The following is a 16,179-nucleotide window of genomic DNA, read 5'->3' as shown; positions in this document are numbered from 1 at the left end:
GCTCCGCGGCCGTCCGCCGTTCGTCGTCCGCCGTTCGCCGTCCGGCGGCTACGACCAGGCCGCGACGAAGTAACCGACCCCGTACGGGGCGTCCTCGTACAACAGGCCGCCCTCCAGCCCCGCGCCCTCGGCGGCGCCGGCCAGAACCTGCCAGGGCGCCCGCCCGGCCGCCTTGAGCTCGTACGCCAGGTGCTCGTCCAGCGCCGCGAGGGCGCCCGCGTCCGCCGAGCCCAGCGCACGGGCGGCCCGCTCGTCGAAGGCGGCGGCGCGCTCGTCGAGGTACCCCGGCGCCTTGACGTCGCGGCACGCGCTGCCGTCCCCCAGCACCAGCAGGGCGACGCGCCCTGCTCGAGCGGCGAGCTCGCGGCCGGTCCCGGCGCACCTCGCGGGCGCGAGCCGCTCGCCCACGGCGAGGCCCTCGACCGGGGCGTCGGCCCAGCCGGCGCGCTCCAGCAGCCAGGCTCCCACGGCGAGGGGGGCGGGCAGCGGCCGGTCACCGCCCGGCCCCGCTCCGAGCCGTACGTCCACCTCGACGCCGAAGCCCCGGAAGTCCCCCACCGCCCCCGCCGGGTACCGCTCCGGTTCCCGCCGCGCTCCGGGGCCCACCACGACCAGCAGGTCCGGCCGCGAGGCGGCGAGGACCGCGAGCGCGTCGGAGCACGCCGTACGCGCACCGTCGAGCTCGGGCGCGGCACCGGCGGCGACGTCGGGGACGAGGAGCGGAGGGCAGGGGCAGACGGCGGCGGCGGCAAGCATGATCCGCAGCGTAGCCGGTGGCGCCACGCCGACGGGCCGCGTGGTCCGGCAGGCCGCACCGCCCGGTCAGGGCCCGCCCGCGCGTCGCCGCACCAGGCACGTCACGGACACCGTCCCGTGCGCCACGAGCACACCCGGGAGCGGCCCGACCCGGGGCGACAGACAGCCCGTACCCCGGCCTGCTGGCGGAGGACCCGCGGGCGCGGTGACCGGGGCACCGACATGTCACGGACCCGCAGGGGCATCGCACGCCTCCCGTGTGGCGTGGCGGCGAACCCGGCACGGACGTCGGCCGGCCACGCGACGGCACCCCGAGGCCCGCCGCCCCGCCCCGTGCGTCAGACGACCGGCTCCAGACCCGCCGGCCGGCTCCAGACCCGCCGGCCGTCCCCTTGACTCGCCGCCAGGCCCCTTGACCCGCCGGGCCCCTTCCGGGCGTCAGCCCCGGACCCGACCGGCCCCTTGACTCGCCGCCCGGCCCCGGACCTACCGGGCGTCTTCCGGCGTCAGCCGACCGTGCAGCCGCCCGTGACCGGCGGGAGCGGTGCCGGCGCGCCGATCTGCGGCAGGCCCAGCATGACGCCCGCGGGCTTGGCGGCCTCGGCGGCGTTGCGCTTCTCCCAGGCGTCGCCCGCGCGGGTGCGGCGGACACCGGTGGTCGGGCCCTCGGCGAGGAGGTGGTGGGGGGCCGCGTACGTGATCTCGACGGTCACCACGTCACCCGGGCGCACGTCCTGCTCCGGCCTGGTGAAGTGGACCAGGCGGTTGTCGGGGGCGCGGCCGGAGAGGCGGTGGGTGGCGCCGTCCTTGCGGCCCTCGCCCTCGGCGACCATGACCTCCAGGGTGCGGCCGACCTGCTTCTTGTTCTCCTCCCAGGAGATCTCCTCCTGGAGGGCGACCAGGCGCATGTAGCGGTCCTGCACGACCTCCTTCGGGATCTGCCCCTCCATGGTCGCCGCCGGGGTGCCGGGGCGCTTGGAGTACTGGAAGGTGAAGGCCTGCGCGAAGCGCGCCTCGCGCACCACGTGCATGGTCTGCTCGAAGTCCTCCTCCGTCTCACCGGGGAAGCCCACGATGATGTCGGTGGAGATGGCGGCGTGCGGGATGGCGGCACGCACCTTGTCGATGATGCCGAGGAAGCGGTCCTGGCGGTACGAGCGGCGCATCGCCTTCAGGACGGTGTCCGAGCCGGACTGCAGCGGCATGTGGAGCTGCGGCATCACGTTGGGCGTCTCGGCCATCGCGGCGATCACGTCGTCGGTGAAGTCGCGCGGGTGCGGGGAGGTGAAGCGGACGCGCTCCAGGCCCTCGATCTTCCCGCAGGCGCGCAGCAGCTTGCTGAAGGCCTCGCGGTCACCGATGTCGGAGCCGTACGCGTTGACGTTCTGGCCGAGCAGGGTGATCTCGGAGACGCCCTCGGAGACCAGCGCCTCGATCTCGGCGAGGATGTCGCCGGGACGGCGGTCCTTCTCCTTGCCGCGCAGCGCCGGAACGATGCAGAAGGTGCAGGTGTTGTTGCAGCCGACGGAGATGGAGACCCACGCGGCGTACGCGGACTCGCGCCGGGTCGGCAGCGTGGAGGGGAACGCCTCCAGGGACTCGGCGATCTCGACCTGCGCCTCCTCCTGGACGCGGGCGCGCTCCAGGAGCACCGGCAGCTTGCCGATGTTGTGCGTACCGAAGACGACGTCGACCCACGGCGCCTTGCTGACGATGGTGTCGCGGTCCTTCTGGGCGAGGCAGCCGCCGACGGCGATCTGCATGCCGGGCCGCTTGGTCTTCATCGGGGCGAGCCGGCCGAGGTTGCCGTACAGCTTGTTGTCGGCGTTCTCGCGGACCGCGCAGGTGTTGAAGACCACGACGTCGGCGTCACCGTCGGAGCCCTCGGGAGCGCGTACGTAACCGGCGTCCTCCAGCAGGCCGGAGAGGCGCTCGGAGTCGTGAACGTTCATCTGGCACCCGTAGGTGCGTACCTCGTACGTCTTCAAACCGTCCACTACTCCGCCAGCCACGTCGTTACCGCTCACCCGACCAGGGTAAGGGGTCCCGCCGGGCCGTACGGCTGCCCGCGTCACCGACCGGGGGCGACGGCGGTGGCCGGGCCGTCGAGGAGGCTGCCCGCGTCGGCCGGCACGTCCCGGGGGCCCGGTGGGTCATGGCACGGCGCGGAGGGTGGCGAGCAGGGGGGCCGACGGCTGAATCAGCAGGCCGGGCCTGGGCGACACCTCTGTGGCCGGGAGGTCGAGACGGAAGCGCTGCGCGAGGGTGGCGAGGACCAGGACGGCTTCCACCTGGGCGAAACGGGCACCGAGGCAGGTGCGCTGGCCACCGCCGAAGGGGTACCAGGCGTGATCGGGTACGGCGTCGGGGCTGTCGTCGCCCCAGCGTTCGGGGCGGAACGCCTCGGGCCGCGGGAACCAGCGCGGGTCGCGGTGGGTGGTCCACTGGCTGCACCAGACGATGGTCCGGGCCGGGATGCGCGTACCGCCGAGGGTGGCGCCCTCACGGGCGACGCCCGCGACGAGCCAGGCGGGCGGATAGAGCCGCAGGGCCTCCTTGACGATCTGCTGGGTCCAGGTCAGGCGGTCGTAGTCGTCGATGGTGGGCGGGCGACCGGCCAGTACGCGGTCGAGTTCGGCTTCGAGACGGTCCCGGACGGACGGGGACGCCGACAGCAGGTACCACGTCCAGGTCAGGGCCGTCGACGTGGTCTCGTGGCCGGCCGCCCACAGGGTGACCGCCTCGTCGCGCACCTCCTGGGGCGACAGCGGCCGGCCGTCCTCGTCGCGGGCCGCGAGGAGCCGGCTCAGCAGGTCGTCCCGGTTCTCGGCGCCCCCGTCCCCGTCCCCGTCGGCGCCCCCGTCCCCGTCGGCGCCGCCGCCTCCCTCGCCGCCCCGGCCCTCGCCGCCGTCGCCGCCCCGGCCCTCGCCGCCGTCGCCGCCCCGGGGCTCGCCCCGCAGCCGGGCGCGGATGAGCCGGTGCACCTCGGCGTCGATGGTGGCCACGGCCGCCAGCAGCCGCCGCCGCGCCGGGGTGGTGAGCCAGCCGGGCAGGAACAGGCTCACGCCCCGCAGCTCCGCGCCGATCTCGCGCTCGGCCACGTTCATCGCCTCGGCCAGCGCGCCCGTCCCGTCGCCGAGGTCGTTGCCGAACAGGCACCGCAGCACGACCCGCTGGGTGATGAGCGCCATTTCGCGGCGCACGTCGATCCGGTCGCCGTCCTGCCACCGGCCGGCGGCGGACCGGGCGCAGTCGACCATGGTGGCGGCGTACGCCTTGACCTGGCGCGGCCGGACGGTCGGCTGGACCAGCGAGCGCTTGCGGCGCCAGTCGTCACCCTTGCTCATGATCACGCTCCGGCCGACGACCCGCCTGAACGCCCAGCCGATCTCCAGGATGTCGTACGTGTGCTCCCGGGCGGCCAGCAGCTCCGCGATGTGCTCGGGGCGGGACAGGAACAGGCTCTGCCGGGGCCCCAGCGACCAGCGCACGGCGTCCCCGAACTCGTCGCGCAACCGGGTCAGGAACGCCAGCGGATCCCTGCCGAACTCGGGGAGGTTGCCCAGCACGGGCAGGCCGCGCGGCCCGGGTACGGGGGTCAGGGGAACGCTGCGCGTGGTCACATGGGCTCCAGCGGTCGGGGTCGGGCTTCTTCCGGCGGTGGGCGGTACCCGACACCCCTAACGCGCCGGCCATGGGAAGGTGGCGGCGTCAGTGGCGTGTCAGTCCCGGTCAGGATCGTGGAGGTGACGACACAGCCGACGTGGTGCCTTGGGGGCAGGAAGATGTGGACACAGTGCGTCGAGCCACGGCCGTTCGCGGAACGGCGGCTGGTCTGCTTCCCCCATGCCGGTGGCTCCCCCTACTTCTTCCGGAGCTGGGCCAAGGCGCTCACGGGGTTCGAGGTCCACGCGGTCTGCTACCCGGGCCGTGCGGAGCGCATCGCCGAACCGCCCGCCACGCGACTGGCCGCGATGGCCGGTGACATAGCGGCGGCGCTGGTCCCGTGGACGGACGGTCGGCCCACCGTGTTCTTCGGGCACAGCATGGGGGCGATCGTCGCGTACGAGGTGGTGGGAGCCCTGGAGGACGAGGGGGTCCCGGTGGCGCACTTCGTCGCCTCGGGCGCCCGCGCGCCGCATCTGTTGCGGCCGGATCCCGACGTGGCCACCACCTGGGACGACGAGTCGATCGCCAGGACGCTCGTCGAACTGGGCGGCACCGATGCCGAACTGCTGCGCAACCCGGCCTTCGTCGAGCTGGTCATGCCGTACATCGGTGCCGACTTCCGCATGCTCGCCTCGTACGGGCCGGGCAGGAGCACGCCGCTGCGGTGCCCCGTGACCGCGCTCGTCGGGGACCGCGATCCTCGTGTGGGTGCCGAGGACGTCGCCGCGTGGCGCGAGGAGACCCGGGGGCCGTTCCGGTTCCGGACGCTCCCCGGCGACCACTTCTACCTGGCCGGGGAGCCGCCCTTCGCCGTCATCGAAGCGGCGCCGGCCGGGACCTGACGGCGCCGGAACCCTCCCGGTACATCTCGGCGAGCAGGAAGGCCAGGTCCAGCGACTGGGTGCGGTTCAGGCGCGGGTCGCAGGCCGTCTCGTAGCGGTGGTGCAGGTTCTCGGACAGCACGGCGTTGCCGCCTCCGACGCATTCGGTGACGTCGTCACCGGTGAGCTCGACGTGCACGCCGCCCGGATGGGTGCCCAGCTCCCTGTGGACCTCCACGAAGCCGCGCACCTCGTCGAGGATCGTGTCGAAGCTGCGGGTCTTGTGGCCGCTGGGCGCCGTGATGGTGTTGCCGTGCATCGGGTCGCTGACCCAGCAGACCAGGGCGCCCTCCGCGGTGACCTTCTCGACCAGGAGGGGCAGTACGTCGCGGACGCGGTCGGCGCCGGCGCGGACCACGAAGGTCAGCCGGCCGGGTTCGCGGCGGGGGTCGAGCCGGTCGACGAGGCCGAGGACGGTGTCCGGGGTGGTGGACGGCCCCAGCTTGACGGCGATGGGGTTGTGCACGCGGGAGAAGTACTCGACGTGGGCGCCGTCGAGGTCGCGGGTCCGCTCGCCGATCCACAGCAGATGGCCGCTGGTGGCGTAGGACCGGTCGGTGCCCGGTTCGGCGCGGGTCAGGGGCGATTCGTAGTCGAGGAGCAGGCCCTCGTGGCCGACGAAGAACTCGGCCGTGCCCAGTTCGCCGGTGTCGACGCCGCACGCCTGCATGAAGGCGAGGCTGCGGTCGATCTCGTCCGCGAGCTGCTCGTAGCGCTCACCGGCCCGGGAGTCGGCGACGAAGCCCTGGTTCCAGGCGTGCACCTGCCGCAGGTCGGCGAACCCGCCGGTGGTGAGGGCGCGTACGAGGTTGAGGGTCATGGCGGAGCTCTCGTACATCCGCCGCATGCGCCACGGGTCGGGGCGCCGGGCCTCGGCCGTGAACTCCAGGCCGTTGACGGCGTCGCCCCGGTAGGAGGGCAGGTCGGTCCCGCCCCGTCTCTCGACCGGTGATGAGCGCGGTTTGGCGTACTGGCCGGCCATCCGGCCGACCTTGACGACGGGCAGAGCGGTGGCGTGGGTGAGCACGACGGCCATCTGGAGCAGGGTCTGGAGCTTGCCGCGTATCGCGTCCGCGGTGACCCGGTCGAAGGTCTCGGCGCAGTCGCCGCCCTGGAGGAGGACCGCCTCCCCGCGGGCGACCGCGGCCATGCGGCGGCGGAGCAGGTCGCACTCGGCGGCGAAGACCAGCGGTGGCGCGGCGGTCAGCCACCGGGTCACGGCGCGCAGTTCTCCCTCGTCGTGCCAGGGCGGCTGCTGGGCCGCAGGCAACGCACGCCAGGATTCGGTGGGTGAATTCGTCATCCTCGGTTCCCTTCACACTTACCTGTAGCCGAGTGGAAACACGCTTCAGCTCAGTCCACCGGGCACACGGGGTCAAGGGATGGGCCAAGTGGTCCGCATGAACGGCAATTGATTGGTCTGGCACGGCCGTCGCGCCCGCTGTTTTGCTGATGCCGGCAATTGGGATGTCGACGGGAGTTCACCATGCGAAAAGCGGAACGGATCGCGGTGCGGGTCACCTCGACCGGCTTGCCCCACCACGATTCCCTTGACGTGTACGAGCGTCTGCGCGCCGTTCACGCGGAGGAGGACGTCTTCCTCTTCGAGAGCGTCGACGGCGCCGGCACCGACCGCCGGTGGGCCGTCGTCGGATTCGGACGCCTGGCGGAGATCCGGGTGTTCGACGGGTACGTCGAGATCGACGGCGCCCCCGGCGTGGCGGAGGCGCTCGTACGGGCCGCCGAGGAGGCGGGCCTGGAGGCCGGACTGCCGTCGGGCGGGGCGGCGCACCGGTTGCGCCTGGCCGGTGACGGCCGGGTGTGGGACCTGCTGGCGCGGGCGCAGGGGCTGTTCGACGTCGACACGGACGTCCCGGTCACGTCGTACGCCTTCGGGTTCCTGACGTCGTTCGCGTACGAGTCCGTCTGGCACATGGAGACCCTGCCCGCCCGCACCAAGGCTCCGGACGGTCCCGACATCGCGCTCACGCTGTTCCGGGACACCGTCTGGTACGACCTGACGACGGGCGAGGTACGTCTGCTGTGTGCCGAGAGCGCGGTGTTCCCCGAACGGACGGCGGCCCTGGACACCGGGGACACCGTGGGCGGCGTCGTGGCGATGGCCCGGGAGGCGGCGCGGCAGCGGGTCGGGAGGGGCCCGGCCGCCGTGCCCGAGGCGCCCGTGCCGCTGTCGGTGAGCGACAGCGTCAGCCGCGAGACGTTCCTGACGTGGGCGGACACCTGCCTGGAGCACATCAGGGTGGGTGACATCTACCAGATCCAGATCGGCCACCGCATCGACGTGCGGACGACGCTGACGCCCGTCGAGGTCTACCGGCGGCTGCGCGACCGCAATCCCTCCCCGTACATGTACCTGATGCCACGGGCGGGCAGCACGCTGATCGGTGCCAGTCCCGAGCTGTTCTTCCGGATCGAGGGCGACGAGATCGTGATGCGCCCGATCGCGGGGACCGCGCGGCGCGGGCCGGACGAGGAGGAGAACCAGCGGCGTGTGAAGGAGATGCGCGAGAGCACCAAGGAACAGGCGGAGCACATCATGCTCGTCGACCTGTGCCGCAACGACATCGGCCGGGTGAGCCGGCCCAGCACCCAGCCGGTGGACCGGCTGATGGCGGTGGAGACCTACTCCCATGTCTTCCACCTGGTCTCGACGGTCTCCGGCCGGCTGGAGGAGGGCGTCGACACCTGGCAGGCGGTGCGCGCGACCTTCCCGGCGGGGACGATGACGGGCGCGCCGAAGGTGCGCGCCATGGAGATCATCGACGGTCTGGAGCGCGAACGGCGCGGCAGCTACGCGGGGGCGGTCGGGCTGGCCGACGTCCGTGGGTGGAGCGAGTTCGCGCTGTGCATCCGCACGGTCGTGTACGACGGGACGACGTACTCCACGCAGAGCTCGGCGGGCATGGTGGCCCAGTCGGAGCCCGAGGCGGAGTGGCGGGAGACGCTGGCGAAGATGGGGGCCGCCCACTGGGCGCTGACCGGTGAGGAGCTGCTGCCGTGAACGGCACGGAAACGATGAGGGTTCTGCTGATCGACGCGTACGACAGCTTCGTCCACATCATCGACCAGTACGTGCGCACGCTGGGCGCGCGGACCGAGGTGGTGCGGTCGCTGACCCGCTCCCCCGACGCGCTGGCCGCGTCCCGGCCCGACGCGGTGATCCTCGGGCCCGGTCCCGGTCACCCCGCCGAGTCGGGCCATGTGGAGCTGGTCCACCGGTTCGCCGGGCGGGTGCCGCTGCTCGGGGTCTGCCTGGGCCACCAGGCGATCGCGCTGGCCCACGGCGGGCGGGTCGAGGTGGCCGACCAGGTGATGCACGGGCGGACCAGCACGGTGCGGCACGACGGGGCGGGGGTGTTCGAGGGCCTGGGCCACACCCTGGAGGCCACCCGGTACCACTCCCTGGTGGTCGCCGAGCCGCTGCCCGACGAGCTGGTGACCACGGCCGTCGCCGTCGACCACGGCTATGTGATGGGCCTGCGGCACCGCACGCTGCCGCTCGAGGGCGTGCAGTTCCACCCCGAGAGCATCATGACGACCGGTGGGCTGACGATGATGGAGAACTTCCTGGCGATGGCCCGGGGTACGGGGGCGGACGCCCTCAACGGGGCCGTGTCGCCTCGCTGATGGCGCGGACCGCCTCCACCACGCCGGAGCGCGGCAGGTGCGCGTAGCCCACCACCAGGGCGGGCGCGTCCCACCGCGGGCGGACGTGGAAGGCGGCGCCGCCGCGCACCACGACCGAGCGGCGCAGCGCCCCGGCCACGAGCGCCGCCTCGTCGGTGTGGCGGGGCAGCGTGACGTAGGCGTGCAGGCCCGCCGCTCGGCCGACGACGGAGGCGCCCGGCAGGTACCGGCGTACCGCCTGTTCGAGGGTGTCGCGGCGGTCGCGGCAGTGGGCGTTGAGGCGGCGCAGATGGCGGTCGAAGAGTCCGGTGCGCAGGAGTTCGGCGAAGGCCAGCTGGGTGAGGCTTTCGGTGCCCAGGTCGTGGCGGGCGCGGGCGCGCAACAGCCGGGCGAGCAGGCCGGCGGGCGCGGCCAGCCAGCCCAGGCGGAGGCCGGGGGCGAGGGACTTGCTGGCCGTGCCCGCGTAGACGACGTGGTCGGGGGCCAGGCGCTGGAGGGCGAGGGGGCGGGGGCCGCGCTCGTACCACAGGCCGCCGTCGTAGTCGTCCTCGATCACCCGGCCGTCGACGTCGCGTGCCCAGCGGACCAGTGCCTCCCGGCGGCGCGCCGAGAGGGCGGCGCCGGTGGGGAACTGGTGCGCCGGGGTGACCAGGACCGCGCGCACCCCCGAGGCGGCGAGCGCGTCGACGTCGATGCCCTCCCCGTCGACCGGGACGGGCACGGGGCGCAGTCCGGTCTCCTGGACGAACTGCCGCTGCCCGGGGTGGCCGGGGTCCTCGATGCCGATGGCGTCGACGCCGTCCTGGCGCAGCACGGTGCACAGCAGGCCGAGCGCCTGCGCGAACCCCGCGACGACCATGACCTGGTCGGCGGCCGCGCGTACGCCACGTGCCCGGCCGAGGTAGTGGGCGAGTTCGACGCGCAGGCCCGGTTCGCCGGCCAGCGGCGGGTAGTCGCGGTCGGCGGGCGTCGCGGACTGGAGGACGCGCTGGTAGCAGCCGAGCCACTCCCGGCGCGGGAAGGCGGGCAGGTTGCGGCCGCCGGTGCGCAGGTCCCAGCGGGCGGCGGGCACATGGCCCTCGTCCAGCAGGGTCGGTACCACGGGCGGCGCGGCGTTCAGATGGGCGACGACCCGGGTTCCGGCGCCCTGGGTGGCCTCCAGGTACCCCTCGGCGACGAGCTGGCCGTACGCCTCGACCACGACACTGCGGGAGACGTCCAGGTCGTGGGCGAGTCTGCGGCTGGACGGCAGGCGGGTGCCGGGGTGGAGAATTCCCTCGGAGATCTCTCTTTTGATGAAGCTCTGGATCTGGGTGGTCAGGGACGTTTCGGAATCCCTGACGACCTCGACCGCCATGTGCAGGGCCATGGGCCCTTCCCCCTTCGAATTGGACCGCCCATCTGAACGGGCAGTGGTCTGGTAAGTGCTGGTGGTCATTCGGAGACTGGACGGAGAAATTTCCTCAGGTGCCGTCCAAGGAGAATTCCCGTGACCGCCGAACCGCAGGGCCCCAGTTGGCCGGAATTGCTGAACGCGCTGCTGGACCGCAGAAGTCTGTCCGCCGAGGACACCGACTGGGCGATGGACGAGGTGATGTCGGGCGCCGCCGGGCCGGTGCGGCTGGCCGGGCTGCTGGTGGCGCTGCGCGCCAAGGGCGAGACCGTCGAGGAGATCGAGGGCCTGGTACGGGCGATGCGCCGGCATGCCGTGCCGCTCGTGGTGCCCGGACCGGCGGTGGACATCGTCGGGACCGGCGGCGACGGTTCGAACAGCGTCAACATCTCCACGATGTCGGCCGTCGTGGCGGCAGGTGCCGGGGCGCGGGTGGTGAAGCACGGGAACCGCTCGGCGTCGTCGGCGTGCGGATCGGCCGATGTGCTGGAGGAGCTGGGGGTGGCGCTGAGTCTGCCGCCGGCCGACGTCGCGGAGGTGGCGGAGGAGACGGGCATCACCTTCTGCTTCGCGCCGGAGTTCCACCCCGCCATGCGGCACGCGGCCGGGCCGCGCCGGGAGCTCGGCGTGCGCACGGTCTTCAACGCCCTGGGCCCGCTGGTCAACCCGGCTTCCCCGGCGGGGCTCGCGCTGGGCGTGGCGGACGCGCGGCTGGCACCCCTGCTGGCGGGGGTGCTGGCGCGGCGCGGGGTGTCGGCGCTGGTGTTCCGGGGCGACGACGGCATGGACGAGCTGACGGTCACCACGACCTCCACGGTCTGGTCGGTCAACGGTTCTGCGGTGCGTACGGAGGTGTTCGACCCCCGCGACCTCGGCATGGCGTTCGCCCGCCCGGACGCTCTGCGCGGCGGTGACCGCGCCCACAACGCCCGGGTGGCCCGGGAGGTGCTGGCCGGTGCGCGCGGTCCGGTGCGGGACGCGGTGCTGCTCTCGGCGGCGGCGGGCTTGGCGGCGCTGGACCCGGTCGCGGCCGGTTCGGGCGCCGGCTCCCTCTCCGCCTCCGCCTCCGTCACGGAGCGGTTGGCCGTCGGCGTCGAACGGGCCGCCGCATCCATCGACTCGGGCGCGGCGGCGGCGGTCCTGGAGCGATGGGCCGCTGTCACGACGAAACGGTCGGAGGCGCTGGTGGAGGTGGGGGCGGGGGTCGGAAGGTGAGGGTCGCGGGGCGGTGGGTCGCGGGGTAGTGGGTCGCGGGGTGAGGGTCGCGGGGTGAGGGTCGCGGGGTAGTGGGTCGCGGGGCGGTGGGTCGCGAGGTAGTGGGTCGCGAGGTAGTGGGTCGCGAGGTAGTGGGTCGCGGGGTAGTGGGTGGGGTGGTGTTGCCCCTGGCGGGCTCGGCTCCCCGGGCCGGCGGCCCTGGGCCCGAGGCCGGGTCCGGGGCCCTCGTGCCCGGGTCGGGCCCGGGTCGGGTCGGGTCCGGGGGCCTGCCCGAGCCTCCGGCGGGCTCTCGGCCTCGCTGGAGCAGGGCGGACGCCCCGTCCCGTGGGCCCGGCCCCCGCACGCCCGTCCCTGTCGGGCGGTCCGACGGCTGGGGGGCCGTGATCTCGCCCGTACCCGGGCGTCGTCCCGTCGGCGGCCGTCGGGCCGGGCGGCCGGTGGGCCCCCGGCCGGTGGCAGGGGTTCGCCGGGAGGGCCGCCCGGTGGCCTGCCGGTCCGGCCGCGGGCGCGGTGGGCGGCCGCCCGTCAGGCGGGGTGTGCGACTCGGCGCGTGGCCGACAGGAGGGAGGCGACCCCGGCCCGTGGATCGGGGCCCGTGACGAGGGCTTCGCCGACCAGGACCGCGTCGGCGCCGGAGGCCGCGTACCCGGCGACGTCCACCGGGCCGCGTACCCCCGACTCGGCGACCTTGACGACGCCGTCCGGGAGGTGCGGCGCCACTCGGGCGAACGTCCCCCGGTGCACGTCCAGCGTCCGCAGGTCACGCGCGTTGACGCCGACCACCCGGGCGCCGGCGGCCACCGCCCGTTCCGCCTCCGCCTCGTCGTGCACCTCCACCAGCGGCGTCAGGCCGATCTCCGTGGCCAGGGCCACCAGGTCGGACAGCAGCGGCTGGTCCAGTGCCGCGGCGATCAGCAGCGCCAGGTCGGCGCCGTGCGCCCGGGCCTCCCACAGCTGGTACGCGCCGACGATGAAGTCCTTGCGCAGCACCGGGACGGACACCCGCGCGCGTACCGCGTCCAGGTCGTCCAGCGAGCCGCCGAAACGGCGCCGTTCCGTCAGGACGCTGATCGCGGCGGCGCCTCCGGCGGCGTACTCGGCGGCGAGGGCCGCCGGGTCGCCGATCTCGGCCAGCGCGCCCCTGGAGGGGCTGGCCCGCTTCACCTCGGCGATGACCGAGGGCCCTTCTCCCGTGCGCAGCAGGGCGGCGCAGTCCACCGGGGGCCCGGCGGCGGCCGCCCGTTCGCGCAACGCCGCCACGGGCACCCTCTTCCGGCGTACCGCCAGATCGGCACGCACCCCTTCGACGATCTCGTCGAGAACGCTCATCGTGTCTCTCCGACAGGTTGGTTGAGGATCGACCCTAGGGAGGCCGGGCGCGGGCAACCACCTCCTTAAGCAACCGGCGAAAGTCCCTGGTGGCGGTGGCGACGGGCCGTCAGCCCGCCGTCAGCACGGTTCGGCAGCCTGGCGTTCCCCGTATGTCCGCGACCAGTCAGGAGTGCGCCATGGAGATCGATCCCCGCCGGATCGCAGGCGTCAACGCACACGAGACCGCGTTCCTCTACGAGGAGATCTTCGTCCGGCGCGCCTACCTGCCCGACGGGGTGAGGCTGCCGCCGGACGCCGTGGTCTTCGACGTGGGGGCGAACATCGGGCTCTACTCGCTCTTCGTGCGCACGGTGTGCCCGGACGCCACGATCCACGCCTTCGAGCCGCTGCCTCCGGTCTTCGAGAAGCTGGAGCGGAACATGGCCGCGTACGGCGTACCGGCGAAGCTCTTCCCGTGCGCGCTGTCCGACGGCGACGGCGAGGTGGACTTCACCTTCTATCCCGGCTACACGACGATGTCGGCCCGCTCGACGCACGCCGCGACCGAGGCGGACCGGGAGTTCATCAAACGGCAGGTGCTCGACAAGCCGACCGTGGCGGAACTGGGCGAGGACGCGGACCTGCTGGACGAGATGCTGGAGTACCAGTTCCGCGAGGTGCCCTACGTGTGCCGGACGCGACGGCTGTCGGACGTGATCGCCGAACAGGGCGTGGAGCGCGTCGACATGCTGAAGGTGGACGTCCAGCGGGCCGAGGCCGACGTCCTGCGCGGGGTGGAGGAGCGGCACTGGCCGCTGGTCCGGCGCATCGCCCTGGAGGTGCACGACGAGCCGGGCACGGCCACGGAGGGCCGGCTGGAGTCGCTGTGCGCCGAGCTCCGCGGCCGGGGGTTCACGGTCGCCCCGCTGGGCGACGACGGCCTGGTGGAGTCGGGCCGCTACTCGGTCTTCGCCTCGCGCCTCCCCTGACCCCGCGGAGGCCCGGCCGCGGTGGCCGGGCCTCCGCGGGACTTCCGGGCACGTCACGTCACGTCACGTCACGTCACGTCATCGAGACGACGACCTTGCGCGGTCCGGTGTACGCCTCCCGGCCGTGCAGCACCGACATATTGGCGACGATCATGATGTCTCCGCTCCGCCACGGCTCGACGAGCCGGTTGCGCCTCGCGGCCGCCCGCACCTCGGCGAGGTCCTCCTCCGGGATGGGTGTGCCGTCGCCGTACGTCACCCAGTGCGGCAGGTCGTCGACGCTGCCGATCAGCGACCGCAGCGTCTCGCCCTCGTCGCCCGGCAGGTTCGACGGGTGCCACTGGTCGGCCTGGTTGAACCAGACGTCCCGGCCGGTGAGCGGGTTGGCGCGGACGCCCGGACGGTGCTGGCTCACGCGCAGGCCGCCCTCGGCGGTCCACCGGTACTCCGCCTCCGACGCCTCCAGGAACTCCTCGACCACCCTGCGGTCGCCGGTCTCGAAGGTGTCCTGCCAGGACTTGCCGAGCCCGAGGCCGCCGTGCAGGTGCTGCCGGTAGACGACGCCCGACTCGAAGCGTTCCCGCACCCTCGGGTGCAGGTCCTCCAGCAGGGCGTGCCCGTCGCAGACGGGGGTGGCCCCGCCCGTCTCCGGCGCCACGAGGCAGCAGAAGAACAGCCGGCTGGGCCAGCGGTGGGCGTAGGACAGCTCGTTGTGGAGGGAGATGTCGAAGCGCGCCGGGTACTCGGTGGACGTGAACACGCCGTCGGAGACCGTCATGCGCGGGGTGTTGCCGCCTCGGTAGCTGTCGATCAGCGGGTCGCCGAAGGCGGTGACGGCGCGCTGGAACTCGTCGGCGTCCGCCACCCCGGATCCGCGCAGCATCACCGCGCCGCACTCGGCCAGCAGTTCCTCCACCCGTTGGCGCACCTCGCCCAGCCGGTCGGCGTCCCACGACCCGGCGCGCCCCTCGATGTGCAGGATACCCATGGTGGTGCCGCCCGCCGTTCGTCTCTCGTCCCGCATCTCAGCCCGTCACCTTCCCCGCCGCCGCCTCCGCCGCCGGTTCGGCGGTGAGCCCGACGGGCAGACCGCTGTAACCGTGGACGAAGTTGGAGTAGAGGCGCTGCGGCGGTCCCTGGAGCCGGATGCCGGAGACCATGGTGCGCAGCGCGTCGACCATGGCGTTCACATGGACCCGGCCGAGGAAGGCCCCCAGGCAGAAGTGTGGGCCGTGCCCGAAGGCCACGTGCTTGTTGGGCGTGCGGCCGATATCGAAGCGGTACGGGTCGGGGAAGACGTCCTCGTCGAAGTTGGCCGAGCTGTTCCACAGGGTGACCACCTCCCCGGCCCGGATCACCTGGTCGCGCACGGGTACGTCGACGAGGGCGCGGCGCCCGAAGTGCATGGCGGGGGTGGTCCAGCGCAGCACCTCCTCGGTGGCGCTGCCCACACCGGCCTCGCCGTCCTTCAGCTTGCGCCACTCCCCGGGGTTCTCGGCGAACGCGATGAGGCCGCCGATGGACGACATGCGGCTGGACTCGTCACCGCCGAGGATGAGGCTGTAGCAGTTGAAGACGATCTCTTCCTCCGACAGCGGTTCGCCGTCGACGGTGGCGGTGGCGAGGGCGCTGATGACGTCGTCGCCGGGGTTGCGGCGGCGTTCGGCGGCCAGCTCGGAGAAGTAGAGCAGGATCTCGTTCCTGGCCATGACCTCGTCGAGCATGCTGTCCTCGGAGCTGTGCCGGGACAGGGTCTGGGTGTTCCACTCGACGAGTCGTTCCCGGTCGGCGGCCGGTACGTCCATCAGGTCGCCGATCGTGTTGATCGGGATGTGGTCGGCGACGTCGGTGACGAAGTCCAGCTCGCCACGGTCCAGGGCCTGGGCGACGAGTTCGCGGGTGCGGCGGTGGACGCCGGCGACGACGGGTTCGAGGACGCGGGGCGAGAAGGACTTGAGCATCAGGTTCCGGATCTCGCGGTGGCGCGGCCCGTCGGTGACGGCGAGCATCTTGCGCGAGGCGGAGTCGCCGCCCTGGAGCAGGGTCGCCAGGACGTTGCCCTGCTCGGAGGTGAACCGCTTGTTGTCCCGGTAGATGGTGACGACGTCGGCGTAGGTGGAGATCACCCAGAAACCGGGCACCGGGGTGTCGGTCGCGTGCCAGTGGACCGGGCTCTCGGCCCGGAACCGGCGCCACAGGGCGTGCGGGTCCACGTCGAGGAACGTCCGGGGATCGGTGAGGTCGTACGTGCCGAGCGGGGGCGGTGCGGTCGTGCCGGCCGGCCCTTGGGGCGCGGGCTGCTGCGTGGTCATGGCTG

The 16,179-nt window shown here is 73.4% G+C and carries 13 protein-coding genes; 5 read left to right on the top strand and 8 right to left on the bottom strand.

Annotated elements, in window-relative coordinates; translation table 11 throughout:
* Positions 1 to 48 precede the first annotated feature (48 nt).
* From ABD347_RS09240 to ABD347_RS09230, 3 genes are all read right to left on the bottom strand, one after another.
* Positions 49 to 756, bottom strand: coding sequence for a class III extradiol dioxygenase subunit B-like domain-containing protein (locus ABD347_RS09240; protein WP_344358826.1), 708 nt, complete (start codon positions 754 to 756; stop codon positions 49 to 51).
* Positions 757 to 1,262: 506 nt separating this feature from the next.
* Positions 1,263 to 2,753 carry a tRNA (N6-isopentenyl adenosine(37)-C2)-methylthiotransferase MiaB gene (gene miaB / locus ABD347_RS09235; protein WP_344358940.1) on the bottom strand — a complete coding sequence of 497 codons (1,491 nt, stop codon included), beginning with the start codon at positions 2,751 to 2,753 and terminating at the stop codon, positions 1,263 to 1,265.
* 156 nt (positions 2,754 to 2,909) lie between these two features.
* Positions 2,910 to 4,379 carry a cytochrome P450 gene (locus tag ABD347_RS09230; RefSeq protein ID WP_344358824.1) on the bottom strand — a complete coding sequence of 490 codons (1,470 nt, stop codon included), beginning with the start codon at positions 4,377 to 4,379 and terminating at the stop codon, positions 2,910 to 2,912.
* Positions 4,380 to 4,502: 123 nt separating this feature from the next.
* On the opposite strand from ABD347_RS09230, the gene ABD347_RS09225 reads away from it, so the two are divergent.
* Positions 4,503 to 5,267, top strand: a complete 765-nt coding sequence (locus ABD347_RS09225; RefSeq protein ID WP_344358821.1) for a thioesterase II family protein — start codon at positions 4,503 to 4,505, stop codon at positions 5,265 to 5,267.
* On the opposite strand, the gene ABD347_RS09220 is transcribed toward ABD347_RS09225, so the two are convergent.
* The gene (locus ABD347_RS09220) at positions 5,239 to 6,609 is read right to left on the bottom strand and encodes a class II 3-deoxy-7-phosphoheptulonate synthase (RefSeq protein ID WP_344358820.1); all 1,371 of its coding nucleotides are present in this window, start codon (positions 6,607 to 6,609) and stop codon (positions 5,239 to 5,241) included. The genes ABD347_RS09225 and ABD347_RS09220 overlap by 29 nt on opposite strands.
* Positions 6,610 to 6,792: 183 nt before the next feature.
* Between ABD347_RS09220 and ABD347_RS09215 the strand changes: the two genes are divergently transcribed.
* Both ABD347_RS09215 and ABD347_RS09210 read left to right on the top strand, forming a co-directional pair.
* Complete coding sequence (locus ABD347_RS09215) at positions 6,793 to 8,328, top strand: anthranilate synthase component I family protein (RefSeq protein ID WP_344358817.1); 1,536 nt, start codon at positions 6,793 to 6,795, stop codon at positions 8,326 to 8,328.
* 14 nt (positions 8,329 to 8,342) lie between these two features.
* Entirely contained in the window at positions 8,343 to 8,954 is a 612-nt protein-coding gene (locus ABD347_RS09210) for an anthranilate synthase component II (RefSeq protein ID WP_344358938.1), read from the top strand.
* Here the strand turns inward: ABD347_RS09210 and pdxR are convergent.
* Positions 8,929 to 10,323 carry a MocR-like pyridoxine biosynthesis transcription factor PdxR gene (gene pdxR, locus ABD347_RS09205; RefSeq protein ID WP_344358814.1) on the bottom strand — a complete coding sequence of 465 codons (1,395 nt, stop codon included), beginning with the start codon at positions 10,321 to 10,323 and terminating at the stop codon, positions 8,929 to 8,931. The genes ABD347_RS09210 and pdxR overlap by 26 nt on opposite strands.
* 114 nt (positions 10,324 to 10,437) lie before the next feature.
* Between pdxR and trpD the strand changes: the two genes are divergently transcribed.
* Positions 10,438 to 11,562, top strand: coding sequence for an anthranilate phosphoribosyltransferase (gene trpD / locus ABD347_RS09200; RefSeq protein WP_344358935.1), 1,125 nt, complete (start codon positions 10,438 to 10,440; stop codon positions 11,560 to 11,562).
* A gap of 525 nt (positions 11,563 to 12,087) precedes the next feature.
* Here the strand turns inward: trpD and trpC are convergent.
* A complete protein-coding gene (gene trpC, locus ABD347_RS09195) occupies positions 12,088 to 12,891 on the bottom strand; it encodes an indole-3-glycerol phosphate synthase TrpC (protein WP_344358811.1) in 804 nt (267 codons plus the stop codon).
* Between the two features lie 152 nt (positions 12,892 to 13,043).
* Here trpC and ABD347_RS09190 point away from each other — a divergent pair, with 152 nt between their 5' ends.
* The gene (locus ABD347_RS09190; protein ID WP_344358810.1) at positions 13,044 to 13,862 is read left to right on the top strand and encodes an FkbM family methyltransferase; all 819 of its coding nucleotides are present in this window, start codon (positions 13,044 to 13,046) and stop codon (positions 13,860 to 13,862) included.
* A 73-nt stretch (positions 13,863 to 13,935) separates the two neighbouring features.
* On the opposite strand, the gene ABD347_RS09185 is transcribed toward ABD347_RS09190, so the two are convergent.
* Positions 13,936 to 14,886, bottom strand: a complete 951-nt coding sequence (locus ABD347_RS09185) for a TauD/TfdA family dioxygenase (RefSeq protein ID WP_344358809.1) — start codon at positions 14,884 to 14,886, stop codon at positions 13,936 to 13,938.
* Position 14,887: 1 nt separating this feature from the next.
* On the bottom strand, positions 14,888 to 16,174 hold the full coding sequence (locus ABD347_RS09180) for a cytochrome P450 (RefSeq protein ID WP_344358806.1): 1,287 nt from the start codon (positions 16,172 to 16,174) through the stop codon (positions 14,888 to 14,890).
* Between the last annotated feature and the right edge of the window lie 5 nt (positions 16,175 to 16,179).

The sequence above is a fragment of the Streptomyces gobitricini genome, from assembly GCF_039532985.1.
In the GTDB taxonomy this organism is placed as follows: Bacteria; Actinomycetota; Actinomycetes; order Streptomycetales; family Streptomycetaceae; genus Streptomyces; species Streptomyces gobitricini.
The sequence above is the reverse complement of the archived record's forward strand: the minus strand, read 5'-3'. Positions and strand labels throughout refer to the sequence as shown.

Excerpts from the sequence above, each read along its gene's own strand:
- ABD347_RS09240 (WP_344358826.1), bottom strand. The coding sequence starts at position 756 with ATGCTTGCCGCCGCCGCCGTCTGCCCCTGCCCTCCGCTCCTCGTCCCC.
- ABD347_RS09220 (WP_344358820.1), bottom strand. The coding sequence starts at position 6,609 with ATGACGAATTCACCCACCGAATCCTGGCGTGCGTTGCCTGCGGCCCAG.
- ABD347_RS09215 (WP_344358817.1), top strand. The coding sequence starts at position 6,793 with ATGCGAAAAGCGGAACGGATCGCGGTGCGGGTCACCTCGACCGGCTTG.
- ABD347_RS09210 (WP_344358938.1), top strand. The coding sequence starts at position 8,343 with ATGAGGGTTCTGCTGATCGACGCGTACGACAGCTTCGTCCACATCATC.
- pdxR (WP_344358814.1), bottom strand. The coding sequence starts at position 10,323 with ATGGCCCTGCACATGGCGGTCGAGGTCGTCAGGGATTCCGAAACGTCC.
- trpC (WP_344358811.1), bottom strand. The coding sequence starts at position 12,891 with ATGAGCGTTCTCGACGAGATCGTCGAAGGGGTGCGTGCCGATCTGGCG.
- ABD347_RS09190 (WP_344358810.1), top strand. The coding sequence starts at position 13,044 with ATGTCCGCGACCAGTCAGGAGTGCGCCATGGAGATCGATCCCCGCCGG.
- ABD347_RS09185 (WP_344358809.1), bottom strand. The coding sequence starts at position 14,886 with ATGCGGGACGAGAGACGAACGGCGGGCGGCACCACCATGGGTATCCTG.
- ABD347_RS09180 (WP_344358806.1), bottom strand. The coding sequence starts at position 16,174 with ATGACCACGCAGCAGCCCGCGCCCCAAGGGCCGGCCGGCACGACCGCA.